The sequence below is a fragment of the Streptomyces roseoverticillatus genome (assembly GCF_000719265.1).
GTDB classification, from domain to species: domain Bacteria; phylum Actinomycetota; class Actinomycetes; order Streptomycetales; family Streptomycetaceae; genus Streptomyces; species Streptomyces roseoverticillatus.
This window is the reverse complement of sequence record NZ_JOFL01000040.1, coordinates 1-24,288: the sequence shown is the minus strand read 5'-3', so window position 1 is coordinate 24,288 and position 24,288 is coordinate 1. Positions and strand designations below refer to the sequence as shown.

The 24,288-nt window shown below is 72.4% G+C and carries 24 protein-coding genes and 2 pseudogenes; 11 read left to right on the top strand and 15 right to left on the bottom strand.

Going from position 1 to position 24,288, the window contains the following annotated elements; all coding sequences use genetic code 11:
• Positions 1-28: 28 nt before the first annotated feature.
• The 3 genes from IF61_RS0130895 to IF61_RS0130885 all read left to right on the top strand — a co-directional run bounded on the left by IF61_RS0130895 (position 29) and on the right by IF61_RS0130885 (position 3,238).
• The gene (locus IF61_RS0130895; RefSeq protein WP_030369864.1) at positions 29-1,237 is read left to right on the top strand and encodes a PP2C family protein-serine/threonine phosphatase; all 1,209 of its coding nucleotides are present in this window, start codon (positions 29-31) and stop codon (positions 1,235-1,237) included.
• An 86-nt stretch (positions 1,238-1,323) separates the two neighbouring features.
• On the top strand, positions 1,324-2,661 hold the full coding sequence (locus IF61_RS0130890; RefSeq protein ID WP_030369863.1) for a tetratricopeptide repeat protein: 1,338 nt from the start codon (positions 1,324-1,326) through the stop codon (positions 2,659-2,661).
• A 46-nt stretch (positions 2,662-2,707) separates the two neighbouring features.
• Complete coding sequence (locus tag IF61_RS0130885) at positions 2,708-3,238, top strand: NUDIX hydrolase (protein WP_030369862.1); 531 nt, start codon at positions 2,708-2,710, stop codon at positions 3,236-3,238.
• A 144-nt stretch (positions 3,239-3,382) separates the two neighbouring features.
• On the opposite strand, the gene IF61_RS0130880 is transcribed toward IF61_RS0130885, so the two are convergent.
• Complete coding sequence (locus tag IF61_RS0130880) at positions 3,383-3,634, bottom strand: hypothetical protein (RefSeq protein ID WP_030369861.1); 252 nt, start codon at positions 3,632-3,634, stop codon at positions 3,383-3,385.
• A gap of 171 nt (positions 3,635-3,805) precedes the next feature.
• The gene (locus IF61_RS0130875) at positions 3,806-4,663 is read right to left on the bottom strand and encodes a 3-hydroxybutyryl-CoA dehydrogenase (RefSeq protein ID WP_030369860.1); all 858 of its coding nucleotides are present in this window, start codon (positions 4,661-4,663) and stop codon (positions 3,806-3,808) included.
• A gap of 185 nt (positions 4,664-4,848) precedes the next feature.
• On the opposite strand from IF61_RS0130875, the gene IF61_RS0130870 reads away from it, so the two are divergent.
• Positions 4,849-6,135, top strand: coding sequence for a glycoside hydrolase family 10-like protein (locus tag IF61_RS0130870; protein ID WP_030369859.1), 1,287 nt, complete (start codon positions 4,849-4,851; stop codon positions 6,133-6,135).
• A gap of 67 nt (positions 6,136-6,202) precedes the next feature.
• Here IF61_RS0130870 and IF61_RS0130865 read toward each other — a convergent pair whose 3' ends face one another.
• The gene (locus tag IF61_RS0130865) at positions 6,203-6,403 is read right to left on the bottom strand and encodes a DUF1918 domain-containing protein (RefSeq protein ID WP_030369858.1); all 201 of its coding nucleotides are present in this window, start codon (positions 6,401-6,403) and stop codon (positions 6,203-6,205) included.
• 138 nt (positions 6,404-6,541) lie between these two features.
• On the bottom strand, positions 6,542-7,477 hold the full coding sequence (locus tag IF61_RS0130860; protein WP_030369857.1) for a DMT family transporter: 936 nt from the start codon (positions 7,475-7,477) through the stop codon (positions 6,542-6,544).
• Between IF61_RS0130860 and IF61_RS0130855 the strand changes: the two genes are divergently transcribed.
• Positions 7,476-8,930 (top strand): aminotransferase-like domain-containing protein, encoded by a 1,455-nt coding sequence (locus IF61_RS0130855; RefSeq protein WP_030369856.1) that lies wholly within the window; start codon positions 7,476-7,478, stop codon positions 8,928-8,930. The two genes, IF61_RS0130860 and IF61_RS0130855, sit on opposite strands and share 2 nt — an antisense overlap.
• 9 nt (positions 8,931-8,939) lie before the next feature.
• The gene (locus IF61_RS0130850) at positions 8,940-9,335 is read left to right on the top strand and encodes an RNA-binding S4 domain-containing protein (RefSeq protein ID WP_030369855.1); all 396 of its coding nucleotides are present in this window, start codon (positions 8,940-8,942) and stop codon (positions 9,333-9,335) included.
• Positions 9,336-9,913: 578 nt separating this feature from the next.
• Here the strand turns inward: IF61_RS0130850 and IF61_RS0130845 are convergent.
• The gene (locus IF61_RS0130845) at positions 9,914-10,552 is read right to left on the bottom strand and encodes an NAD(P)-dependent oxidoreductase (RefSeq protein ID WP_030369854.1); all 639 of its coding nucleotides are present in this window, start codon (positions 10,550-10,552) and stop codon (positions 9,914-9,916) included.
• Positions 10,553-10,581: 29 nt separating this feature from the next.
• A complete protein-coding gene (locus tag IF61_RS0130840; protein WP_030369853.1) occupies positions 10,582-11,505 on the bottom strand; it encodes an EamA family transporter in 924 nt (307 codons plus the stop codon).
• A 99-nt stretch (positions 11,506-11,604) separates the two neighbouring features.
• Here IF61_RS0130840 and IF61_RS0130835 point away from each other — a divergent pair, with 99 nt between their 5' ends.
• Entirely contained in the window at positions 11,605-12,162 is a 558-nt protein-coding gene (locus tag IF61_RS0130835; protein WP_078660645.1) for a MarR family winged helix-turn-helix transcriptional regulator, read from the top strand.
• A gap of 80 nt (positions 12,163-12,242) precedes the next feature.
• Here the strand turns inward: IF61_RS0130835 and IF61_RS0130830 are convergent, their stop codons facing one another.
• Positions 12,243-13,127: a sigma-70 family RNA polymerase sigma factor gene (locus IF61_RS0130830; protein WP_030369851.1), complete on the bottom strand. Its 885-nt coding sequence runs from the start codon at positions 13,125-13,127 to the stop codon at positions 12,243-12,245.
• Positions 13,128-13,316: 189 nt separating this feature from the next.
• On the opposite strand from IF61_RS0130830, the gene IF61_RS0130825 reads away from it, so the two are divergent.
• Positions 13,317-15,539, top strand: coding sequence for an NADP-dependent isocitrate dehydrogenase (locus tag IF61_RS0130825; RefSeq protein WP_030369850.1), 2,223 nt, complete (start codon positions 13,317-13,319; stop codon positions 15,537-15,539).
• 124 nt (positions 15,540-15,663) lie between these two features.
• Here IF61_RS0130825 and IF61_RS0130820 read toward each other — a convergent pair whose 3' ends face one another.
• The 7 genes and pseudogenes from IF61_RS0130820 to IF61_RS0130785 all read right to left on the bottom strand — a co-directional run bounded on the left by IF61_RS0130820 (position 15,664) and on the right by IF61_RS0130785 (position 20,764).
• Positions 15,664-16,086 carry a carboxymuconolactone decarboxylase family protein gene (locus tag IF61_RS0130820; protein ID WP_030369849.1) on the bottom strand — a complete coding sequence of 141 codons (423 nt, stop codon included), beginning with the start codon at positions 16,084-16,086 and terminating at the stop codon, positions 15,664-15,666.
• Between the two features lie 142 nt (positions 16,087-16,228).
• Positions 16,229-16,792, bottom strand: a complete 564-nt coding sequence (locus IF61_RS0130815; protein WP_043191538.1) for a hypothetical protein — start codon at positions 16,790-16,792, stop codon at positions 16,229-16,231.
• A gap of 79 nt (positions 16,793-16,871) precedes the next feature.
• Positions 16,872-17,831 (bottom strand): sigma-70 family RNA polymerase sigma factor, encoded by a 960-nt coding sequence (locus IF61_RS0130810; RefSeq protein WP_030369847.1) that lies wholly within the window; start codon positions 17,829-17,831, stop codon positions 16,872-16,874.
• Positions 17,832-17,849: 18 nt separating this feature from the next.
• The gene (locus IF61_RS0130805) at positions 17,850-19,070 is read right to left on the bottom strand and encodes an NAD(P)/FAD-dependent oxidoreductase (protein ID WP_030369846.1); all 1,221 of its coding nucleotides are present in this window, start codon (positions 19,068-19,070) and stop codon (positions 17,850-17,852) included.
• 187 nt (positions 19,071-19,257) lie between these two features.
• Positions 19,258-19,723, bottom strand: a pseudogene (locus IF61_RS32960) (SMI1/KNR4 family protein); the annotation flags it as partial.
• A gap of 93 nt (positions 19,724-19,816) precedes the next feature.
• Complete coding sequence (locus tag IF61_RS0130790; RefSeq protein WP_030369845.1) at positions 19,817-20,140, bottom strand: TfoX/Sxy family protein; 324 nt, start codon at positions 20,138-20,140, stop codon at positions 19,817-19,819.
• A 195-nt stretch (positions 20,141-20,335) separates the two neighbouring features.
• Positions 20,336-20,764, bottom strand: coding sequence for a VOC family protein (locus tag IF61_RS0130785; protein ID WP_245684685.1), 429 nt, complete (start codon positions 20,762-20,764; stop codon positions 20,336-20,338).
• A 298-nt stretch (positions 20,765-21,062) separates the two neighbouring features.
• Between IF61_RS0130785 and IF61_RS0130780 the strand changes: the two genes are divergently transcribed.
• The gene (locus IF61_RS0130780) at positions 21,063-22,094 is read left to right on the top strand and encodes a helix-turn-helix transcriptional regulator (protein ID WP_030369843.1); all 1,032 of its coding nucleotides are present in this window, start codon (positions 21,063-21,065) and stop codon (positions 22,092-22,094) included.
• A gap of 462 nt (positions 22,095-22,556) precedes the next feature.
• Here the strand turns inward: IF61_RS0130780 and IF61_RS0130775 are convergent, their stop codons facing one another.
• Positions 22,557-22,925 carry a hypothetical protein gene (locus IF61_RS0130775; RefSeq protein WP_030369842.1) on the bottom strand — a complete coding sequence of 123 codons (369 nt, stop codon included), beginning with the start codon at positions 22,923-22,925 and terminating at the stop codon, positions 22,557-22,559.
• Between the two features lie 188 nt (positions 22,926-23,113).
• Between IF61_RS0130775 and argC the strand changes: the two are divergent.
• Positions 23,114-23,999: pseudogene (gene argC / locus IF61_RS32955) on the top strand (N-acetyl-gamma-glutamyl-phosphate reductase).
• A gap of 94 nt (positions 24,000-24,093) precedes the next feature.
• Positions 24,094-24,288, top strand: a 195-nt coding sequence (locus IF61_RS32950; RefSeq protein ID WP_043191534.1) for a bifunctional ornithine acetyltransferase/N-acetylglutamate synthase, incomplete at its 3' end; no start/stop codon positions are given.

Genomic DNA, 24,288 nt, shown 5'->3' with positions numbered 1-24,288 from the left:
CGTCATTGCTGCTAGGGGGGCCAACGGCATGATCCGGACAAGAGCGGTGCACTGGCGGCGGGGGGTGGTCTTCGCTCTCCCCGGGCTGTGGGTACTGGGAGTGGTCGTGTGGGAGCTGCTGTGCCCCCGCGGCCAGGCCGTGCAGCTGCTCGCCGCCGCGCCCGCCATCGCCTGCGCGGGCACCGGCCGCCGGCAGTGCGTGGCCGCCGCGGGCGCCTGCGCGCTCCTCGCCCTCGTGCCCCTGGGATCGGCCGGGCGCGCGGACGTCGGCATGCGCGTCGGCACCTGCTGTGCGATCGTCGCCGTCGCCGCCGCGGGGTGCGCCGTCACCGTGCGCCGCCGCCGGCTCCTGCGCGAGCTGGAGCGCGCCCGCGAGGTCGCCGCCACCGCCCAGAGCGTGGTGCTCCGCCCCCTGCCGCCCCGGCTCGACGGGATCACCGTCGCCGGCGGCCATCTTTCGGTCAGCGAGGGCGCCCTCGTCGGTGGCGATCTGTACGAGGCGCTGGCCACGCCGTACGGCGTGCGCATCGTCATGGGGGACGTCCGCGGCCACGGCCTCACCGCCATCGGCACCGTCGCCGCCGTCCTCGGCAGCTTCCGCGAGGCCGCCCACGACGAGCCCGACCTCGCGGACGTGCTCCGCCGCCTCGACCGCGCCCTCCAGCGCCATCTGTGCGAGCGGGCCCGCGCCGAGGGGAGGGCCGGGCCCGGGGGCGAACCGGAGCGCTGGACGGGCGAGGAGTTCGTGACCCTCCTGCTCCTGGAGGTCTGTCCCGATGGCGTGGTCACCGCGCTCAACTGCGGTCACCCCTGGCCGTACCGCCTCGCCTGCCCGGCCGGGGACGGCGACGGCGTCGGCGCCCGGGCCGCCGCCGTGGGCCGGGGCGACCCGCTGCCGCCCCTCGGCCTCTTCCCGCTGCCGCCCGAGCTGCCCGTCGCCCGCCTGACCCGGCTGCTGCCCGGGGACGCCCTGGTGCTCCACACGGACGGCGCGGAGGACGCACGCGATGCGGCCGGCGCCTTCTTCCCGCTGGCCAGGGCCCTCGGCGATGCCGCCGGCGGGGCGCCTATCGTCCCCTCCCGAGTCATCGACCGCGTCCAGGCCGCCCTGCTGCGGCACACCGGCGGCCGGCTCTCCGACGACATCGCGCTGCTGGTGCTGAGCAACGACCGCCGCCGCGCCGCGGCGCACGGGCCGCGCCCGTGCCTGGTCCGCTCGGGCCGCCCCCGCCGCTGAACTGACGTTCCGTCACGGCCAGTTCACACCCCGTGCGAAGGGATCTCCACTACGCTGGGCCCACCGAGCGCATGCGGAGGGGCAGGATGGAGCCCAACACTCTCCTAGACGCCATCCTCGACGAAGCAGGCATATCCCACGCGAGTCTGGCCGCCCACATCAATGCGGCGGGCCGGGCCCGGGGGCTGTCCCTGCGGTACGAGCACACCGCCGTCGCCCGCTGGCTGAAGGGCCAGCGGCCCCGCGGCCAGGTGCCGGATCTGATCTGCGAGGTGCTCGGCGAGCGGCTGCACCGCCCGCTGACCCTCGACGACATCGGCCTCGGCACCCCGGGCAGTCCCCGCCTGCCCAACACCCCGCTCTCCGGCTTCGTCGAGCGGGCCACCGCCCTCTGGCGCTCCGACGAGCAGCAGCGCGAGCACGTCGTCACCGCCCCCGCCGTCACCGGGACCCCCGCCGTCATCCCGGTCTGGGAGTGGGAGAACCCGCCCGAGGACGCCGATGTCTCCCGGCGCGGCCTCACCCGGGTCTCCATGGACGACATCGAGATGCTGCGCGCGGCCCGCACCCACTACGAGCAGATGTACCGCAAGGCCGGCGGCATCGCGACGCGCGCCCGGGTCGTCGGCTTCCTCAACGCCGAGGCGGCCCCGCTGCTGCGCGGCAGCTACACCGACGAGACGGGCCGTCAGCTGCACCGGGCCACCGGCGGGCTGGTCGCCGTAGCCGGCATCTGCGCGTACGACTCGGACGCGCACGGCCTGGCCCAGCGCTACTTCCACCAGGCGCTGCGGCTGGCCAAGGCCAGCGGCGACCGCGGCCTCGGCGGCTACGTCATCGCCCTGCTCGTCAACCAGTCGCTGTTCATGCGCGAGTACCGGCAGGCCGTCGCGTTCGCCGAGTCCGCGCTGCGGGCCGCGGGCGCGGAGCTGACCCCGGCCCTCGCGGCCGATCTCTACGCGATGCAGGCCAAGGCGTACGCCCGGCTCGGCGACGGGGCCGGTGCGCTCGCCTGCATCCGCCGCGCCGAGACCGCCGCCGAGCGCATCCGCCGCGGCCAGGAGCCCGCCGAGACCGGCTATGTGCAGCCCGGCCTGGTGAACGTGCAGGTGGCGGAGGCGCTCCTCAGCCTCGGCGACCTCGGACCCGCCCGTGAGCACGCGGACCGGGCCGTCGACACCCCCGCCCACGACCGGGGACGTGTCCACCGGCTCGCCATGCTCACGCACATCGAGCTGCGTCAAGGAGACGCGGACAAGGCGGTGGCCACCGCGCGGGAGATGACCGAGCAGGCGAGAGGCATGGAATCGCAGCGCTTACGGGACCGGCTCCGGGCGGTGCGCGAGCACCTGATCGAAAGTGGGTGTGCGGCCACTGCCGAGGCCGCCGAGATGATCGACGGGGCGTTGCGCGTGCCCCTGTGAGGACAGCGCCCGGGGAGGTGGCCACCTCGGCGGAAGGTGGCAACACGTGCGTTGGAAGAATCTCAGGGAACGGACGGTTTATGCGAACCGCTGGTTCCGGGTCAATCTCGCAGACGTTCAACTCCCCGACGGCCGTCACCTCGACCACTTCCTCATCAGGCTGCGGCCCGTCGCCGTCGCCACGGTGGTCAACGAGGCCAATGAGGTTCTGCTGCTGTGGCGGCACCGCTTCATCACCGACAACTGGGGCTGGGAGCTGGCCGCCGGCGTGGTCGAGGACGGCGAGGACCTCGCCGGCGCGGCGGCCCGCGAAATGGAGGAGGAGACCGGGTGGCGGCCGGGCCCGCTGCGGCACCTGATGTCCGTGGAGCCGTCCAACGGCCTCACCGACGCCCGGCACCACATCTACTGGTCCGACGAGGCCGAGTACATCGGCGACCCGGAGGACGCCTTCGAGTCCGACCGGCGCGAGTGGGTGCCGCTGAAGCTGGTGCCCGACATGATCGGCCGTGGTGAGGTGCCGGCCGCGAACATGGCGGCGGCGCTGCTCCTGCTCCACCACATCAGGCTCGGTTAGTGCCGCTCCGGCGGATCTTCGCCCGGCCGCGGCGGAGGAAGCGTGCCCGCCGCAGCGGTGGCACGCCACAGCGGTGAGGGTCCGGCGGAACGCACGGTCGCCGGGACCGGCGCGTACGTCATGATCCGCCGGACGGGCCCGCGCTCACCGGCCGGTCGCCTGCCAGACGGCTAGGGCCAGGGCGGCGACCCCGGTGAGCGCGGCCAGCGAGGGCAGGGGCCACTTGCCGTGCTCCAGGGCCCGCACCCGGTCCGCCATCTCGGTGAGGTCGCGTTCCGACTGGTCGCTGCGCTGGGTGAGGAGGGCGAGGTGGCCGTCGATGCGGACGACGCCGACGTCGAGGCTACGACGGAGCTCCGCGAGCTCAGCCGTTCTGGTGGCCTGCTCGGGATGCATGGTCACGGTCCGTACCCCTTCCGGAATGACTCCTGTGTGTCCGACGAGCCGAGTCAATCGCGTGGCGGCGCGGAACGGGAGCGTGTGCGGGGGGTATATGCGAGTCACCGCCGCACACCCCGTGCGAACACGGGTGTGCGGCGGTGACGGTGCGTGACGTCCGTACGGAGATCAGTACGAGTAGAAGCCCGAGCCGGACTTGCGGCCGAGGCGGCCCGCGTCGACCATGCGCTGGAGCAGCGGGGGAGCGGCGTACAGCGGCTCCTTGTACTCCTGGTACATGCTGTCGGCGACCGAGGCCACGGTGTCCAGGCCGATGAGGTCGGAGAGCTTGAGCGGGCCCATCGGGTGGGCGCAGCCGAGCTCCATGCCGTTGTCGATGTCCTCGCGGCTGGCGATGCCCGACTCGAACATCCGGATCGCGGAGAGCAGGTACGGGATGAGCAGGGCGTTGACCACGAAGCCCGAGCGGTCCTGGGCGCGGATCGCGTGCTTGCCCAGCACGTTGACGACCAGCGCGTCGGCGCGCTTGATCGTTTCCTCGCTGGTGGTGAGCGCCGGGATGAGCTCCACGAGCTTCTGCACCGGGGCCGGGTTGAAGAAGTGGATGCCGATGACCCGGTCCGGCCGGGAGGTGGCGACGGCCAGCTTCACCAGCGGGATCGAGGAGGTGTTGGAGGCCAGGATCGCGTCGGGGCGGGTGATCACCTGGTCGAGCACCTGGAAGATCTCGGTCTTGACCTGCTCGTTCTCGACGACGGCCTCGATGACCAGATCACGGTCGGCGAACTCGCCGAGGTCGGTGGTGAAGCTCAGCCGGCCGAGCGTCGCGTCGCGCTCCTCCTCGGAGATCTTGCCGCGCTCGGCGGCCTTGCCGAGGGAGTTGGTCAGGCGGGTGCGGCCGATCTCCAGGGCCTCACCGGTGGTCTCGGCGACCATGACGTCCAGACCGGCACGGGCACACACCTCCGCGATCCCCGCGCCCATCTGGCCGCAGCCCACCACCCCGACACGCGCTACGTCTGCCACAGTGTCCGTCACATCGTGCCTTTCGCTGATCTTGGTCGTCCGGCGGGGCGCCGCGTACCCTGCCGCGCTCTCCGCCTCGTTCCAGACGTTACTCCGCGCCGTGCGGTCCCGGCGGTGCCGGGGCGGGCATGCTGGCCTCGAACGGTGTGACCGATCCGACGAGACGGCGAAGAGAGGTCCCGCATATGGGGCGTATGACCCGAAGAGGGTTCACCGTGGCCGCCGCGGGGATGATGTCCTCCGCGATGCTGGCATCCGGCGAGGCGGCAGCGGTGCAGGGGAGCGGACCGGCGCCCGCGGGAGCGGAGCTCCCCCGGCTGCCGCTGGAAGGTACTCCCAGGCGGCGGCGCGAGTTCCGGGGCATGTGGGCGGCGACCGTCGTCAACGTCGACTGGCCGTCGAAGCCGGGCCTGGAGCCCGGGCGGCAGCAGGACGAGCTGACCGCCCTGTTCGACACCGCCGTCGAGCGCCGGCTCAACGCCGTGATGCTGCAGATCCGCCCCACCGCGGACGCCTTCTGGCCCTCCCCGTTCGAGCCGTGGTCGGAATACCTGACGGGCACTCAAGGGCTCTACCCGGGCTGGGACCCGCTCTCCTTCGCCGTCCGCGAGGCCCACCGGCGAAGACTCGAACTGCACGGCTGGTTCAACCCCTACCGCATCGCCAACCACACCGACCCCGGCCGGCTCGTCCCCACGCACCCCGCCCGCATCCACCCCGAGTGGGTCGTCCCCTACGGCGGGAAGCTCTACTACAACCCCGGCCTGCCCGAGGTGCGCCGCTTCGTGCAGGACGCCATGCTCGACGCCGTCTCCCGCTACGACCTCGACGGCGTGCACTTCGACGACTACTTCTACCCGTACCCGGTGGCCGGGCAGCGCTTCGACGACGACAACGCGTACGCCCGCTACGGCGCAGGCTTCCCCGGCCGGGCCGCCTGGCGACGCGACAACATCGACCGGCTGGTGCGGGAGATGGGGGAGCGCATCAAGCGGCGCAAGCGGCACGTGCAGTTCGGGATCAGCCCGTTCGCGGTCTGGCGCAACCGCTCCACCGACCCGCTCGGCTCGGACACCCGCGCGGGCGTCCAGACCTACGACGACCTCGGCGCGGACACGCGCAAGTGGGTCCGCGAGGAGTGGATCGACTACATCGTGCCGCAGGTGTACTGGCACATCGGCTTCGCCGCCGCGGACTACGCGAAGCTCGTGCCGTGGTGGGCGGAGACCGTGCGTGGCACGGGCGTGCGGCTGTACGTGGGCGAGGCGCTGTACCGCGCGGGCGACCCGGCCCAGCCCGCGCCCTGGCAGGACCCGGCGGAGCTCTCCCGGCACGTGGCGCTCGGGCGGAGATACGCGGAGGTGCTGGGGAACGTCTACTTCTCCGCGACGTACGTGGTGGGGGACCCGATCGGCGCGCTGGCACGCGTGGTGGCGGACCACTACCCGACACGGGTGCGGCCGCCGAGCTAGCCCTGCGGGGCGCCGGGGTGCCGGTACTGCTCCGGTACCCCGGCTTCCGCCGCGGTGGAAGGGCAGGCTAGGTCCAGTCGGACGCCTTGCGGTGGTCGACTACGGAGTCCGGGCCGGGCGACATGATCGTCTCGTGGCCGTTCTCGGCGCGGACCCGGTACGGCGGCGTGCCGTTGGGCCCCAGCACCTCCACAATCTCCACGACATGGTCCTGCTGGCCGACCGTCCGTCCGTGGACCACCAACCGGTCACCCTTGCTCGCATGCATCGACGGTGCCCTTCTGTTCGAGTTCCGTTCGAGATTCGCGATTCGAGATGTGCGCTGGGATGCTCCCAAGTCTACGGTGACCGGCGGTATATGGCCCGTCCCTCGGCCAGGTGGAGCAACGCGGGGTAACAGGCCGTCTCAGCCGCGCGCCCGCTGCGTCACCCCGATGCACACGAGCACCGCCACGGCGGCCACCGGCGCGGCGGGCGTCAGGTGCTCGCCGAGCAGCAGCACGGACCAGACCAGGGTGAGCAGCGGCTGGGCCAGCTGCAGCTGGCTGGCGCGGGCCACGCCGATCGCGCTCATGCCGCGGTACCACACCCACATGCCCACGAACTGCGACCCCGCGGCGAGCCACAGCAGCCCCGCGACGGTGTGGCCCGTGAACCGTACGGGCTCGGCCGGCAGCGCCACCGCCGCACCGATGGCGGCGACCGGCAGGCACATGACCAGCGCCCAGGCGATGACCTGCCAGCCCGGCATCTCGCGGGCGAGCTGACCGCCCTCCGCGTAGCCCGCCGCGCACACGAGCAGCGCCGCGAACAGGTACAGATCGCTGGTCGTGGGGTTGCCCCCGCTCTGCTGCACGGCGAAGGCGATCACCACGGCGGCGCCCACGACGGCCGCGCCCCAGAACGTGCGCGAGTGACGCGTCCGGTTCCGTACGGACGAGTAGGCGGCCGTCGTCAGCGGCAGCAGGCCCACGACGACGGCGGCGTGGGAGGTGGTGGAGGTCTGCAGCGCCAGCGTGGTCAGCAGGGGGAAGCCGACGACCGTGCCGCCGGCCACCGCGCACAGCGCCGGCCAGTGCCGGCGCGCGGGAGCCCGTACGCGCAGCGCCAGCAGGCAGCCGCCCGCGATCAGGCCGCCGAGCAGCATCCGGCAGCTGACCAGGGACCACGGGCCGAGCCCTTCCAGGGCCCAGGCCGTCGCGGGGAACGTCAGCGAGAAGGCGGCCACGCCCAGGGCGGCCAGCAGGATGCCGCTCCGCGTGCGGTCGGCCGCGGGGGATGCGCTCGCGGAGCGCTGCACTGCTATCGCAGTCGGGCGGATAGCGCTATCTTTGACTCTCATGCACGAGCGTAACAGCGTCGCTGAACTGGCCGAAACCCTGAAAAGGGAGCTCGACCGCTACTCTCCGGGTGAGAAGCTGCCGTCCAGCCGGGCCCTCGTCGAGCGCTTCCGCGTCAGCCCCGTCACCGTCTCGCGGGCGCTCGCCGCGCTCGCCGCGGAGGGGCTGGTGATCACTCGCCCCGGCGCGGGCGCCTTCCGCGCCGCCCCGCACAGCGCGCCCGCCCGCCTCGGCGACACCTCCTGGCAGCAGGTCGCCCTCAGCGCCGAGAGCGCCGCGGAGGCGATCCCGCGGGCCGTGGACGCCACCGGCGTGCTCATCACGCTCGCCGAACCGCCGCCCGGCGTCATCGAGCTCAGCGGCGGCTACCTCCACCCCACCCTGCAGCCCGAGCGCGCCCTCGCCGCGGCCCTCGGCCGCGCCGGCCGCCGCCCCGGAGCGTGGGGCCGCCCGCCCATCGACGGGGTCACGGAGCTGCGCGCCTGGTTCGCCCGCGAGATCGGCGGGCCCGCCGGCACCGTCGCCGCCTCCGAGGTGCTCATCACCGCCGGCGGCCAGAGCGCGCTGACCGCCGCGCTGCGCGCCCTCGCCCCGCCGGGAGCGCCGGTCCTCGTCGAGTCCCCGACCTACCCCGGCATGCTCGCCGTCGCCCGCGCCTCCGGCCTGCGGCCCGTCCCCGTCCCGGCGGACGCGCACGGCGTGCGCACGGACCTGCTCGCCGACGCGTTCCGGGCGAGCGGCGCCCGCGTTTTCGTCTGCCAGCCGCTCTTCCAGAACCCTTCCGGCGCGGTCCTCGCCGACGAGCGGCGACGCGAGGTGATACGGGTGGCCCGCGAGGCCGGGGCCTTCGTCATCGAGGACGACTTCGCGCGCCGCCTCGCCCACGAGGACGCCCCGCCGCTGCCGCCCACCCTCGCCTCCGACGACCCCGACGGCATCGTCGTCCACGTCTGCTCCCTCACCAAGGCCACCTCGCCCAGCCTGCGCGTGGGGGCGCTCGCCGCCCGCGGCCCCGTCCTCGAACGCCTGCGGGCCATCCAGGTCGTCGACAGCTTCTTCGTGCCGCGGCCGCTGCAGGAAGCCGCCCTCGAACTCGTCGGCTCGCCCGCCTGGACCCGCCACCGGCGCACCGTCGCCGCCGAGCTGCGCATCCGCCGCGAGGCGCTCCTCACCGCGCTGCGCCGCGAACTGCCCGACGTCACCGTGGACTTCGTCCCGCCCGGCGGCTTCCACATGTGGGCCCGGCTCCCGGACGGCACCGACGAGGACGCGGTGGCCGTGGCCGCGCTGCGGGCCGGCGTCGCCGTCGCCTCGGGCCGCCCCTCCTACCCCGCCGAAGCCGCCGCCCCGCACCTGCGGCTCAGCTTCGCGTCGGCCGCCGGCGTGGCGGAACTGGCGGAGGGCGTGGGGCGGCTGCGGACGGCGTTCCCCGGAGCGGCGGGCGCGCCCGGCTAGAGTCGGAGCATGGCTTCAGACGAGGGGAACGGCCCGGTGCGGGTCGACAGCTGGATCTGGTCCGTACGGCTCACCAAGACGCGCTCCGCGGCGGGTACGGCCTGCCGCGCGGGGCACGTGCGCGTCAACGGCGAGCGCGCCAAGCCGGCCCAGCCGGTCCGCGCCGGGGACGAGGTACGGGTGCGGCTCGCCGGGCGCGAGCGCGTCGTCGTCGTGTCCCGGCTCATCACCAAGCGCGTCGGCGCGCCCGTCGCGGCGGAGTGCTACGTCGACAACTCCCCGCCGGAGCCGCCGCGCGAGCAGGTGGCCGTGGTCGCCGTCCGCGACCGCGGCACAGGCCGCCCCACGAAGCGTGACCGCCGCGATCTGGAACGCTTGCAGGGCGGCCGGGGCGGCGGCCGCTGACGCGAGGCCGTACCGGACGTTGTGCGCCGGCCGGCCCGGCACCGCCGGCCGCCGCCACGGTGGCTGCACGCCGCGGCGGCGGGAGGGGGTGCGGCGTCCGCGTGCAGGGTGCGGGACCGGCACGTTCCTCCGCCGCGATGGCGCGTGACCAGCGGAGACCGTGTCGGCGGTGCCGGACTGCTGGTCGGTCGTGTCGGCCGGTACGGCGGCGGCCGTGTGTATGGCGCCGAGTCGGCACCTTTCCTCCGCCGCGATGGCGCGCAACCACCGGAAGCCGTATCGGCGGTGCGGGTCGGTCCGTGGTGCCGGTTGGCCCGGTGGCTTCGCGGCCTGGCCGCATCCGTGTGCAGGGTGCCGGGCGCCATATTTCCTCCGCTGCGATGGCGCGTGACCAGCGCGGGCCGTGTCGGCGGTGCTGGACTGCTGGTCGGTCGTGTCGGCCGGCACGGCGGCGGCCGTGTGTATGGCGCCGGGCCGGCTCATCCCCCCCGCCGCGACGGTGCGCAACCACCACAGGCCGTACCGGCGGTGCCGGACCGCCGGTACGTCGCGCCCGCCGGCACAACCGCGCCCCCCGGTCAGTACGCGACCGTGAACCTCGTCCGGTGGTGCGCCGGGCGTTCCGCCTCGTCGAGGAGGGCTATGGCCAGGTCCTCCATGGAGATGGCCGAGACACCCTCGGCGTCCACCAGGAGTTCGTCCTTGCCCAGCCGGTACCGGCCGGTGCGCTCGCCCGGTTCCAGCAGGGCGGCCGGGCTCAGGTAGGCCCAGTCGACCTGCTGGTCCGCCTGGCAGGCCGCGAGCTGGTCGTTGCAGGCCAGGGCGATGGGCCGCCAGTCGGCGGGGAATCCGGGGCCGTCGATCACGGTGGTGCCCCCGGTGCCGGGGAGAGTCAGGCTGCCCGCGCCGCCGACGAGCAGCAGCCGCGCCCCCGTGCGGGCGAGCCCGGCCAGCAGTCCCTCCGTGGCGGCGACGAGCTGCCGCTCGCTGCCGGGCGCGGGGCGGGTCGCGCCGATCACGACGTCCTGCCCGGCGCTGAGCCGGGCGACGTCGTCCGGGTCCGAGGCGTCGCCCGTACGGGCCTGCGCCGCGGCCGGCAGTTCGGGGAAGCGGGCGGCGTCGCGTACGACGGCGGTGACGTGGTGGCCGCGGGACAGGGCTTCGGCCACCACGCGGCTTCCCACGTTGCCGGCCGCTCCGAAGACGGTGATGCGCATGACTGTCAGCTCCTGTGCTGTGTGGTGGATCAGGTGGTGGATGAGGTGGTCCCGGCCGTCGGCCGGTCCGTGGACGGAAGAGGGCGCGTGCTGCGCGGGCCCCGCCCGCGTCCTCCCTGCGCCGCGACGAGCGAGCCGAGGACGACGACCGCGCCGAACCCCTGTGCCGCGGTGAGTTCCTGACCGAGCGCCAGCCACCCGAGCACCGTGGCGACCAGCGGGCTGAGGAGCCCTAGGAACGTGACGTCGGTGGGGGAGAGCAGGCGGATCCCGCGGAACCACAGGGCGTACGCGAGGGCCGAGCCGATGACGGCGAGGTAGGCGTAGCCGGCCAGGTTCGTGCCCGTCGGCACCGGCGGCGGGCCCTCGGTGAAGAGGGCGACGGGGAGCAGGAGCAGGCCGCCCGCGACGAGCTGCCACCCGGTGGTCGCGAGCAGCGGCGCGGGCGGTGTCCAGCGCTTGCTGAGGACGACGCCGGTGGCCATGACGACCGCCCCGCCGGCCGCGGCGGCGACGCCGAGCCCGTCCAGCCGGGCGCCGGCCCGCAGGACGAGCAGGCTGACGCCCGCCACGCCGGCGACGGCGGCGATCAGGGTGCGCGGCTTGAGTCGTTCGCCGAGCAGACCGGAGGCGAGGAGGGCGACCAGCAGCGGCTGTATCGCCCCGACGGTCGCGGCGACCCCACCGGGCAGCCGGTACGCGGCGACGAACAGCAGCGCGAAGAACGCGCCGATGTTGAGCGCGCCCAGCACCAGTGCCCGCCACCACCACACGCCCTGGGGCAGGCGCCGCGTGACGGCGACGAGCGCGAGCCCGGCGGGCAGGGCGCGGACGACCGCGGCGAGCAGCGGACGGCCCGGCGGCAGGAGCTCGGTCGTGACGAGGTAGGTGGTGCCCCAGACGGCGGGCGCCAGGGCGGTGAGCAGCAGGGTTCCGACTCGATTGCTTAGCACTAAAGCAATGTATCTCAGCGCTAAGACATCTGGGCAGGTGTGACCGTGTGAGGTACCTCACCGCTAAGACAACTGGTGTCGATCGCCTACCCTGGACCGATGGCAGATCACGTCGACCAAGTGCTCGCACAGTGGGCCGTACGCCGCCCCGACCTCGATGTTTCGCCGATGGCGGTGATCGGCCGCCTCTCGCGGCTCTCGCGGCTCGTGGACGCCGAACTGCGCCGCACCTTCACCGCCCACGGCCTCGACGCCGCGTCCTTCGACGTCCTCGCGACGCTGCGGCGCAGCGACCCGCCGCACAGCCTGACCCCCGCCGAGCTCATGCGGTCCTCGATGGTCACCTCCGGGGCGATCACGCAGCGCCTCGACCGGCTGGAGGCCCGCGGCCTGGTGAGCCGCAGCCCCAGCGCCTCGGACGGCCGCAGCGTTGTCGTCGCCCTCACGGGCGCCGGCCGCGACCTCATCGACGAGGCCCTGCCCGACCACGTCGCCACCGAGGCCCGCCTGCTCGCCGCGCTCACGGAAGGGGAGCGCGACGCGCTCGCGACGGTCCTCGGGACCCTCCTGGAGTCACTCGGAGAACAGAGCGGGACGAGCGGGAAGGGCGAGCAGGGCGGGAAGGGCGAGCAGAGCGCGAAGGACGGGAAGGCGTAAGGGACGGGAAGGCGTGAGGACAGGGGCCGAGCCCCCGGCCGCTGCTCCTGCTCCTGCCCCTGCCTCCTCCCGCCCCCGCCTCAGAACTCCGTCCGCACGTCGAGCCGCCCGAGCCGCTCGGGGTCCGCAAGGATGTCGATCTCGACGATCCGGCCGTCCGCGATCGTGAACCCCAGCACGGACAGCAGCCGCCCCTCCAGCGCCGTGACGACCCCCGCGGCGCCGTTGACCAGCGCCCGCCGCGCGAACAGGGCCGGGGACCGGAACAGCATGGCCTGCCCCGCCACCTCCCGCGCCCCGCGGACCTCCTGCGATCCGCGCGCGCCTCCCGCCCCTGCGTCGGCCCGCAGCACCACGTCCGGGTCGAGCACGGCCAGCAGGGCGTCGAAGTCGCCGGCGCGCGAGGCCGCCATGAAGGCGTCGACGACCTTCCACTGCCGGGCGAGGTCCGTCTCGGGCTCAGGGGCCGCGCCCCGCACCCGCCGGCGCGCCCGGCTCGCGAGCTGCCGCGCCGCGGTCGTCGTCCGCCCGACCATGGGCGCGATCTCGTCGAACGGCATGCCGAACATGTCGTGCAGGACGAAAGCCAGCCGCTCGGCCGGATCCAGCGTGTCCAGCACGACCAGCAGGGCGAGGCCCACCGAGTCCGCGAGCAGCGCCTCGTGCTCGGGGTCGACCTCCTCCGCGCCCCGGCTCACGACGGGGTCGGGCACCCGGAAGTCCAGCGGCTCCTCGGCACGCGACGCGCGCGAGCGCAGTATGTCGAGACACACCCGGCCGACGACCGTCGTCAGCCACCCGCCGAGGTTGGCGACCCCGTCCGCGCCGGAGCGGTCGAGCCGCAGCCACGCCTCCTGCACGGCGTCGTCCGCCTCGCTGAGCGAGCCGAGCATGCGGTAGGCGACCGCCCGCAGGCGGGAGCGGTGGGTCTCGAAGCGCTCCGCCAGGAATTCGTTCTCGTTCATCGGTCACACTCTCCCGTCGCGATCCGTCGAAGAGATGACGGGCGGGAGGGCACCGATGTGACAGCCGATGTGACGGCCGGCGCGGCAGCCGGTGTGACACGTGAGTGTGGCCAGGGTCCTGTCGAGAGGGGCCCCGGCACGAGATATCTTGATGTCGAGCAATGTTACAGACGTGGAGCGGAGCACCCGGTGACTGACTCGACCATCATCTATACGCACACCGACGAGGCCCCGGCCCTGGCCACGCACTCGTTCCTGCCTGTGGTCCAGGCCTACGCCTCGACGGCCGGGGTCACCGTGGAAACGCGTGACATCTCCCTGGCGGGGCGCATCATCGCCCACTTCCCGGAGTTCCTGGAGGAGGGGCAGCGCATCGCCGACGCGCTGGCCGAGCTGGGTGAGCTGGCCAAGAAGCCCGAGGCCAACATCATCAAGCTGCCGAACATCTCGGCGTCCATCCCGCAGCTGAAGGCCGCCGTCGCCGAGCTGCAGGCCCAGGGCTACGCCCTGCCGGACTACCCGGACGACCCGAAGACCGACGAGGAGCGCGACATCCGCGCCCGCTACGACAAGGTCAAGGGCAGCGCCGTCAACCCGGTCCTGCGCGAGGGCAACTCCGACCGCCGCGCCCCCGCGTCGGTCAAGAACTACGCCAAGGCGCACCCGCACCGCATGGGCGCCTGGTCGGCCGAGTCGAAGACGAACGTCGCCACCATGGGCGTCGACGACTTCTGCGCCACCGAGAAGTCCGCGGTCGTCGCCGAGGACGGCACGTTCCGCATCGAGCTCAAGGGTGACGACGGCTCCACCACCGTCCTGCGCGAGTCGGTGCCCGTCCTCGCGGGCGAGGTCGTCGACGCCTCCGTCATGCGCGTCGCCGCGCTGCGCGAGTTCCTCGCGGCGCAGGTCGCCCGCGCCAAGGCCGAGGGCGTGCTGTTCTCCGTGCACCTGAAGGCCACGATGATGAAGGTCTCCGACCCGATCATCTTCGGCCACGTGGTCCGCGCCTTCTTCCCGAAGACCTTCGCGAAGTACGGCGAGGTGCTCATCGCGGCCGGCCTGACCCCGAACGACGGCCTCGGCGGCATCCTCAAGGGCCTGGAGACGCTGCCCCACATGGGCGACGAGATCAAGGCCTCCTTCGACGCCGAGCTCGCCGAGGGCCCCGCCCTGGCGATGGTCGACTCCGACAAGGGCATCACCAACCTGCACGTCCCGAGCGACGTCATCGTCGACGCCTCCATGCCGGCCATGATCCGCACCTCCGGCCACATGTGGGGCCCGGACGGCCAGGAGGCCGACACCCTCGCCGTCCTCCCGGACAGCAGCTACGCGGGCGTCTACCAGGCCGTCATCGAGGACTGCCGCGCGAACGGCGCCTTCGACCCGGCGACGATGGGCTCCGTGCCGAACGTCGGCCTCATGGCCCAGAAGGCCGAGGAGTACGGCAGCCACGACAAGACCTTCGAGATCCCCGTCACCGGCACGGTGCGGGTCGTCGACGCCGCCGGCAACGCCGTGCTGGAGCAGACGGTCGGCCAGGGCGACATCTTCCGCATGTGCCAGGCCAAGGACGCCCCGATCCGCGACTGGGTCAAGCTCGCCGTCACCCGCGCCCGCGCCACCGGCGTCCCGGCCGTCTTCTGGCTCGACGAGAACCGCGCCCACGACGCGAAGCTCATCGAGAAGGTCAAGGCGTACCTGCCGGAGCACGACACCGAGGGCCTGCAGATCGAGATCCTGTCGCCGGTCGAGGCGACCAAGTTCTCGCTGGAGCGCATCCGCCGCGGCGAGGACACGATCTCCGTCACCGGCAACGTCCTGCGTGACTACCTGACGGACCTGTTCCCGATCCTCGAGCTCGGCACCAGCGCCAAGATGCTGTCGGTCGTCCCGCTCATGAACGGCGGCGGCCTGTTCGAGACCGGCGCCGGCGGCTCCGCGCCCAAGCACGTGCAGCAGCTCGTCAAGGAGAACTACCTCCGCTGGGACAGCCTCGGCGAGTTCTTCGCCCTCGCGGCCAGCTTCGAGCACCTCGCGACGACCACGGGCAACGCCCGCGCCAAGGTCCTCGCCGACACGCTCGACCGCGCGACCGGCACCTTCCTCAACGAGGACAAGTCGCCGAGCCGCCGCCTGGGCGGCATCGACAACCGCGGCAGCCACTTCTACCTGGCGATGTACTGGGCCCAGGAGCTCGCGAAGCAGACCGACGACGCGCAGCTCGCGCAGGCGTTCGGGCCGCTGGCCAAGACGCTGGCCGAGCAGGAGGAGACCATCGTCGCCGAGCTGATCGCGGTGCAGGGCTCCCCGGCCGACATCGGCGGCTACTACCAGCCCGACGCGGCGAAGGCCTCGGCCGTCATGCGCCCGTCGGCGACGCTCAACCAGGCCCTGGCGACCCTGGCCTGACGCGCCCGCGGCACACGGTAAACCGTTCCGCCCCGGCCGGCACTGCGCCCGGCCGGGGCGGTTCCGTCTTCTGCGGCAGGTGCGCGCGTCACGCACAGCCGGCGCACGTTGCTGCGGACGTGCGCTACTTCTGCGTGACCGGCAGGAGACCGCGCTCCCCGAAGACCTTCTTCGCCACGAAGGTGGCGTTGAGCGCGCGGGGCATGCCGCAGTACACGGCGGCGTGCAGCAGGGCCTCGGTGATCTCCTCGGGAGCGAGACCGACGTTGAGGGCCGCATTGATGTGCACCTCCAGCTGCGGCTCGCAGCCGCCCAGGGCGGTGAGCATGCCGAGGGTCACCAGCTGCCGGTCGCGGGGGGCCAGCCCGGGCCGGTCGTAGATGTCGCCGAAGGCCCAGGCGACGACCTGGTGCCCGAGCTCCGGCGAGACGTCGGCCAGAGAGTCGATGACCTTCTGCCCGCTCTCTCCGTCGATGCGGGTGAGGACCTCCATGCCGTGGTCGAAGCGCTCCTGGCGGGTCCTGGCGGTGGTGCTGTCCGTACTCATGGCAAGACCGTAGATCTTGGAGCGCACTCCAGGACAAGCCGAGGGATGTGACGTAGCGTCTTACCCGGCCAGTCCGGCCGGGTAAGACGCTCAGCCAGGCGCGCCGGCGGTGAATCAGGTCGTCGAGAGAGGCCGGACAGCGTCAGCGTTGTGCCGTTCCGAGGGTCTGGTCGGCTGTCGCGAAGCGGTGCTCCGCCGGCTTCAGCACTTCGTAGAGGTAACCGAAGTACTCCGTTTCCACCGTTCCTGTGAGCACCGCCAGCAGGAAGGCGAGGCACCCCATGTCATGGTGCTCCCACAGTGGGCCGCGCCCCTCGTTGTAGAGCACGGTCCACTCGTCGGGATGTTGACCGGGCCGTGCCAGCCAGTACAGGAACGCCCCCGTGCCTTCCTCGAATGCCCACGGCAGGACCCGCGCCCCCGCCTCAAGCAGGCCGGCGGGCTTCGCCTCGAACTCCCACAGGCCGGCCAGGATCTCGTCCCGTTCCGTCGTCTGCGCGTGCAGGTCACAGTCGTCGTAGGCGGAGTCGGGGACAAGCAGCCAGATCGTGTCGTCGAAGATGCCGTCCCCGTATGCCTCGACGAGCTGCTTGTAGTCGGCGGGCAGAGCCGAACCCAGGGCGCGCTCGGCCTGCGCCCAGTCCACCGCGGGCGGCGGTTCGGCGGGCGGCGGGCAGAGGCGGACGAGGGCATCGAAGGCGATCACGGAACGGACGCTACTGGATCCCCGGGCCACCGCAGGCGGCCGGTCTCCGCCCTGGCTGTGCCTGGTCGCGGTCCTCGGGTCACCACTGGGTGATGAGCGGCCTGTCCGGTCCGCGCTGCCGCCAGGCTTCGGTGATGCGGACGAGGCGGGTGGGGGCGGCGATGCCGCGCACGGTTGCGATCTTGCCGTCGGTGACGTCGAACGTCACGGTGCCGACGACCTGGTCGCCAAGCACGAAGAGGATGGCGGGGGCGCCGTTGACGAGCGCGTAGTGGACGGCGAGCGCGCCGCCGGCGAGTCGCCGCTTCGCGGGGGTGGGCCTGAAACCGGCCCGCGCCATGGTGGCGATGCGCTCCGGAGTGTCGTACCGCAGCAGCGTCTTGGCCGGGCCGGCGCCGTTGGAGTCGGAGATCGCGATCGCGTCGTCGGTGAGCAGCGCCACCAGCCGGTCGGTGCGGCCCGAGGTGGCAGCGGCGAGGAATTCCTCGATGATCTTGCGGGCGGATGCCGGGTCGACCTCGCTACTGCGGCGGCGCGCGGCGGTGATGCGGGTCCGGGCGCGGTGGAGGTGCTGCTGGCTTGCGGACTCGGTGATGTCGAGGATCTCGGCGATCTCGGCGTGGCCGTAGGAGAAGGCTTCGCGCAGGATATAGACGGCCCGCTCCAGGGGCGAGAGGCGTTCCATGAGGGTCAGCACGGCCAGGGAGACCGATTCGCGCTGCTCGAAGGTATCGGCCGGGCCGAGCATCGGGTCGCCGCCGAGGAGCGGTTCGGGCAGCCAGGCGCCGACGGCCCGTTCGCGGCGGACCTGTGCCGAGCGGAGCCGGTCGAGGCACAGGTTGGTGACGACCTTGGTCAGCCATGCTTCCGGCACCTTGATCTGCTGCCGGTCGGCGGCCTGCCAGTGCAGGAACGCATCCTGCACGGCGTCTTGGGCGTCGGCGGCGGAGCCCAGCAGCCGGTACGCCAGCGAGGCCAGCCGGTTCCGGCTGGCCTCGAACCGACTGGTGTCGAAGCGATCAACGCCAATGCTGTCCACGCGGACCACCCTAGGCAGCTACGCGACCGCCTTCTCGGCCGGGGCATCCGGCGCGTACGGGACCGCGTTCTCCGTGGACGCATCCGGCGTGGCGGCCAGGTGACGCTTGCGCTTGGGCATGCAGAAGGTCGGGTGCGAGTTGGTCCACAGCGACATCTTGAGGATGCCCGCCTTGATCCGCGCGGCCTTCCGGCCGCCCATGTACTTCGGCTTTGCCTGCGCTTCGTGGTCGACCATTTGCAGGATCCCGTCCTGCCGCCCGAGGCTGACGTGGTTGCCCGGGTAGCCCAGCTTGACGTTCGCGATCTTGCTGCCGGTCAGGCGTCCCACGATGGCCTTCATGGCCTGCATGCCGGTGTAGCCGGCCGAAGCGCAGGACATCGGCAGCGGCCGGCCGTTGTCGCCGATGGCGTAGACGCTGTCGCCGGCGGCGTAGACGTTCGGGTGCGAGAGCGAGCGCATGGTGCGGTCGACGACGATCCGGCCGTTCTCGGTGACCTCCAGCCCGGCTGCGGCGGCGATGGGGCTGACGGCGAACCCGGCCGTCCACACGGTGGCGTCGGACGCCAGGGCGGTGCCGTCGGCGCACAACACCCGCGTCGCTTCGACGGCTTCGACGCTGGTGTGCTCCAGGACGGTGACGCCCAGCCGGTCGCAGGCCCGGCGCAGGTGGCCGCGGGCTCCCGCGGAGAGCGGGGCGCCCAACTCTCCCCGGGCGACCAGCGCCACCGACAGACCGGGCCGGGATTCGGCGATCTCGGTGGCGGTCTCGATGCCGGTCAACCCGTCGCCGACGACCACCACACTCCCGCCTTCCCCCAGGTTGTCCAGGCGATCGCGCAGGCGCAGTGCCGAGGGCCGGGCGGCGACGTCGAAGGCGTGCTCGGCCACGCCGGGGACACCGCGGTCGTCACCGTGGCTGCCGAGCGCGTAGAGAAGCGTGTCGTAGCCGAGCTCGCCGTCGGCGTCGGCCACTGCGACGATCTGACGCTCGGGGTCGACGGCGGTGACACGGGCCACGCGCAGCCGTATCCCCGTGCCGGCGAAGATGTCGGCGAGCTTCTGGGTTTCGATCTCCTGGCCGGCCGCGAGCTGGTGCAGCCGCAGCCGCTCGACGAAGTCCGGCGCGGCGTTGACCACGGTGATCCCGGTGTCCGCCGGGGACAGCCGGCGGGCCAGGTTCCCGGCCACGTAGGCCCCGGCATAGCCTGCGCCGAGGACGACGATGCGGTGCTTCATGTGATGCTCCTGTCGGTTCGCTGCTCTCGGCGACTTGAGCGGAACGGCGCCCCGATTCCTGACAGGAACTGAATGTGACGTGAGTCATAGGGTGGCGGGAGTGCCGCTCAGCGATGCTCGCGACGCCGAGGCGGCGCAGATGCGGGCCGAGCTGAACGAGGTGAGCTGATGCCGATCACCGTCGACCTCCGGGTGAGCCGACCAGGCCCTGCACCGCGGCGCCGGGAGACGTGGTGACCGCCTCCATCGCCGCGAACTCCCGACGGCAGTGACGGGACGACGCGTCGGCGATGTACAGGTCGTCCGGCGCGAAGAGCTCGCAGCCGACCGCCATGCATTCGCGCTGCCCCGCCTCGTAGTCGTCGCCCAAGTCCTCCCATTGCGCCCGTGTCACGCGGTAGAGCGCCTTGAGCTCGTCGGGCAGGGTGACGCCGAGGCGTGCTTCGGCAGCGGTGATCTCCGCCTCCGTGACGCCGACGGCGCCGGGCAGCCGCTCACGGAGCGTCCGCTCCAGCAGTTCCGGATCCGCCGAAGGGGCCGGCACCGCTCGGGGCGCCGCTTCGGGAAGCCGGCGCCAGGGCCCGGGAAGGGCGCCCTCGACCAGGGATGAGCGCCCCCGGACGCGGGGTGCCGATGCCGGGCTCCACGGCGGGGCGGGGCCCGGCGGGCGGAGCGCGACTTCCCCGGCCGGCGAGATCTCCGCCGTGAACGACGCCGGTGTGACTGCGGACTCGGTCGGTGGTGGCTCACTTGGGCGGGAGCTCGGCGGTGACGTCCATGGCCCACGTCAGCCAGTCGTCCAGGACGTCGTCGTCGAGGGTTTCCTCCGCCAGCAGGACCCAGCCCTTTTGTTCCTTGCCCCGGATCACCAGGGGCGCGGCGCCGGGGCGTTCCAGGGCCTCGTCGTTCCTTTCCTTGCCGACGCGGACCATGAGGCCCTCGTCGTACAGGTTGGCCAGCGCGTTTCCCTGGAGGAGGAAGGTCAGGCCGCTGAACATCTTCTTCGCGACCACGCCCTCGGGCTCCAGGCGCTCCATCACGCGTTCCGCCAGTACTTCGTCGTAAGCCATGGCTCCACCCTGTTGTCGGGCAGCCCGGAAGGGCCGGCTGTGGTCATCGTTTCTGCTGGTCGCCGGTGCGGCCACCCGTGGGCCGTGCGGTTACCCGGGAGGGCGGGTCCAGGGCGCGGCCCCCGTGGGGCGCTGGGGAGGGCGAGGTCGCCCTCCCCAGCGGCCGTAGCGGTCAGCTGCTGTGGCCGGCCGCGGTCAGGAGTTCTGGCCGGTTGCTTCCTGGCCCTGGTGGTGCGGCTGGAGGATCTCGTGCACGGTTCCACAGTCGTCGCGCAGGGTCGCGGAGATGCCCCACGGCCTGGGCTGCGGCTCCTGGAGGAAAGTCACGCCCCGTGCGGACAGCTCGGCGAAGGCCGCGTGGCAGTCGGCGACGGTGAACGTGCAGCCGATCAGGACACCCTTTGCGAGCAGCGAAGTCAGCTGCTGGGCGGACTCGGGGTCCATCATCGGCGGTCCCGGGACCATCAGGGTGATCTGGACCTCGGGCTGGCCCTTGGCACTCACGGTGACCCAGCGCATGCCCTCACCGAAGGGCACGTCCATGCGCACCTCCAGGCCGAGCTTGTCGGTGAAGAACGTCTTGGCCGAGTCCTGGTCCAGCACCCAGACCGTTGCCGTGTTCACTGCAGTAATCATGATCTTTCCTATCCTGTGCGGCACATCCTGAATTCACACTCGGTGAGGGTGCGCCTGTGTCATGTGTGGGGAACCCCGGGCCCGGGCGGCTGTCGGGCTGTTCCTGATCGACCTGCTCTGTACGGCTGCGCGGACGAAACGGGATGCCCGCCCGACCGCATCCACCGCTTCCGGCGGGAAGAGGTCCTGTCGCCTCGCCGAGGAGGCTCCTCGGCGCCCGGATGTTTCCGACGGTAGAGGCCCTTTAGGACAGCTCGCGTCACCAATGCCTGGCAGCCTGGAAAACATGACCCAGGACCTGCCCGCCCGCATGCTGCGCCTGCTGTCCCTGCTCCAGATGCGCCGCACCTGGTCCGGCGCCGAACTCGCCGATCGGCTCGGTGTCACCTTGCGCACCATTCGCCGCGACATCGACCGGCTCCGCGATCTGGGCTACCCGGTCGAGGGCACCACCGGTACCGCGGGCGGCTACCGTCTGGCTGCCGGCGCCGACCTGCCCCCGCTCCTGCTGGACGACGAGGAGGCCGTCGCCATCGCCGTCGCCCTGCGCACCGCCACCAGCGGCGTCACCGGCATCGAGGAGACCGCCGTCCGCGCTCTGGCCAAACTCGAGCAGGTGCTACCGCAACGGCTGCGCCACCAGGTCGCAACGCTCCAGGCCACCACCGCACCGCTCCCCGTGCCCTGGAGCACCGGCCCCGAGGCCGACCCCACCGTCCTGGCCACCCTGGCGGCGGCCTGCCGCGATCACGAGATCACCACCTTCACCTACCGGACCGGGAAAGGCGTCACGGGCCGGCGCCGGGCCGAACCGCACGCCTTGGTGGCCGCCGCACCCGTCTGGTACCTCGTCGCCTACGACACCGACCACGACGAATGGCGCCTCTTTCGCGTCGACCGCCTCAGCGACCCCACCCCCACCGGCCACCGCGCCGCCCCCCGCGAACTGCCCGCCACCGACCCGGCCGCCTACGTCGCCAAGCGCCTGGCCGCCGCCCCCGCCCGCTACACCTTCCACGCCACCGTCCCCGCCGACGCCGCCACCGTCCGCGCCCGCACCTACTCCCTCCCCGACCGCGTACGCCCCCTCGACGAGACCACCAGCACCCTCGACCTCGCCGCCGACAACCCCCACCACATCGCCGAACAACTCCTCGGCATCGACCTCGGCCCCACCCACACCATCCACGGCACCCCCGAACTCGCCCCCCACCTCGAAAAACTCGCCCACCGCCTACTCCGCGCCGCCCACGCCCTCACCGAACAGGACGAGCAGAGCAAAGAGCGCGCGGAGCCGGACGGCAAGCACGAACGGTAGACGGCCCGCCGTGCCTCCTGAGCGAACCGCGGCGCCGCGTACCCCGACCACTGTGTTCTCCCCATCGGACTTCCTGAGGCATCAGCCCATTCCACCGTTCCACCGCAAGACCTCTGATGGTGTCAAAGCAAACCGACACCGCAGCCCCGGGTCAGAACGCAACTCCCGCCGTCACAGGGTCGGTGTCGCTGGACCCTCGGCCTCATTCGTGTGCTGGTCTCTCAGGCGATGTCCGCCACGCGGTGGAGGGCGGCTTGGTATGGAGGCGCGCCGTCGGCGCCCCGGCGAAGAAGGCGGACGTTCTCGCTGATCACGGACGTCATCGCAGGTGAGCAGTGGGGCGTGAGCAGCTTCAGCCTGCGGTATCTCGCCCAGGCTGAGGGGATCTGGGGCAGTAGCCGTGCGAGTGCTGTCGTCACCTGGCGCCCAACTCGGGGTGTATTCACCTAGTTTGCGATTCTGTCAGATCTGGACAATCCAGGTCGCGATGATGTGCTCGGCCTGCGCGAGCGTGAGGCTCGCGTCTCGTTCCGGGTCGGCCCCGCGGTCCGCGACGTCACCGCCGGTGAAGCCCAGCAGGTGCTCGAAGGGCATGGTCTGGACGGTGAGAAATTGGCGCTCGACCGCGAACTTGTCGGTCTGGCGCAGGACGCGGGCAGGAAGGATCCGGCAGCCGATCTCCCGCTCGGCCTCCACCAGGTCGTGGTTCTTGCAGGGGCCGCCGTGGTCGGTGGTGACCGTCTCCGGGGCGAAGAACGGCAGAGCAGCGACCCGGTGCCCGGTGAACTCGGCGATCACGTCGGCCGGGACTCCGGCGTAGGGCCATTCCATGTCCTCAGCGGTGGCAGATCTTCGGATCTGATCGCAACACAGCGTTACGGGACCAAGATCCGCCAACTAACGCGCTCACCCGCCAACAGAAAGTCTCAGTCACACCGGGGAGCGCGGCGATTCATGCGACCCCATTGCATAAATCTTCATCCATTCGTATAGTCATGCCATCGACCAGGAGGGGCCCGATGGCAGTACGTGTGGCAGTGGCAGGAGCGAGCGGATACGCGGGCGGCGAAGTGCTGCGCCTGCTCCTCGCGCACCCCGGCGTACGGATCGGGGCCCTCACCGCGAACAGCAACGCGGGCCAGCGGCTCGGCGCCGTGCAGCCGCATTGGTGCGGATTTCCGGTTGAGGGATGCGGGGGAGTGGGAGCGGTTCTACGGGTCTGCGCATGCGGGGACGTGGCCGTATGGTCTGCCGGAGCTGCCGGGTGGCCGGGTGGCGCTGAAGGGTGTGCGGCGGATCGCGGTGCCGGGGTGTTATCCGACGGCTGTGTCGCTGGCGCTGGCTCCGGCGTATGCGGCGGGTCTGGCGGAGCCGGAGGCGGTGGTCGTGGCGGCGTCGGGGACGTCGGGTGCGGGCAAGGCGGCCAAGGCGCACCTGCTCGGCTCCGAGGTCATGGGCTCCATGAGCCCGTACGGCGTGGGCGGCGGTCACCGGCACACCCCGGAGATGATCCAGAACCTCTCCGCGGCGGCGGGGGAGCGCGTGACGGTCTCCTTCACTCCCACCCTCGCCCCCATGTCCCGCGGCATCCTCGCCACGTGCAGCGCCAAGGCCCGCCCCGGCGTCACCGCGGAGGGCCTGCGGAGCGCGTACGAGAAGGCGTACGCGGACGAGCCCTTCGTACACCTCCTTCCTGAGGGGCAGTGGCCGGCCACCGCCGCGGTGTACGGGTCCAACGCCGCGCTGCTGCAGGTGGCGCTGGATGAGGCGGCCGGTCGGATCGTCGTGGTGAGTGCGATCGACAACCTGACCAAGGGCACTGCCGGCGGTGCGGTGCAGAGCATGAACATCGCCCTCGGCCTTCCCGAGGAGCTTGGGCTGCCGGCCACAGGTGTGGCGCCATGAGTGTTCGCCGGGTCATCGCGACCCTTCTGGCACGGCTGGTGCCGTGCGACACGCACGAGAAGACGACGAGCAAGCGGGCGACGGAGGAGATGCAGTGAGCGTCACGGCAGCACAGGGCTTCACGGCGGCGGGCATCGCCGCCGGGATCAAGGAGAACGGCAATCCCGACCTGGCCCTCGTGGTCAACCAGGGGCCGCGTCTGGCCGCTGCGGGTGTCTTCACCGCCAATCGTGTCAAGGCCGCGCCGGTGCTCTGGTCGCAGCAGGTCGTCAAGGGCGGGCAGGTCTCT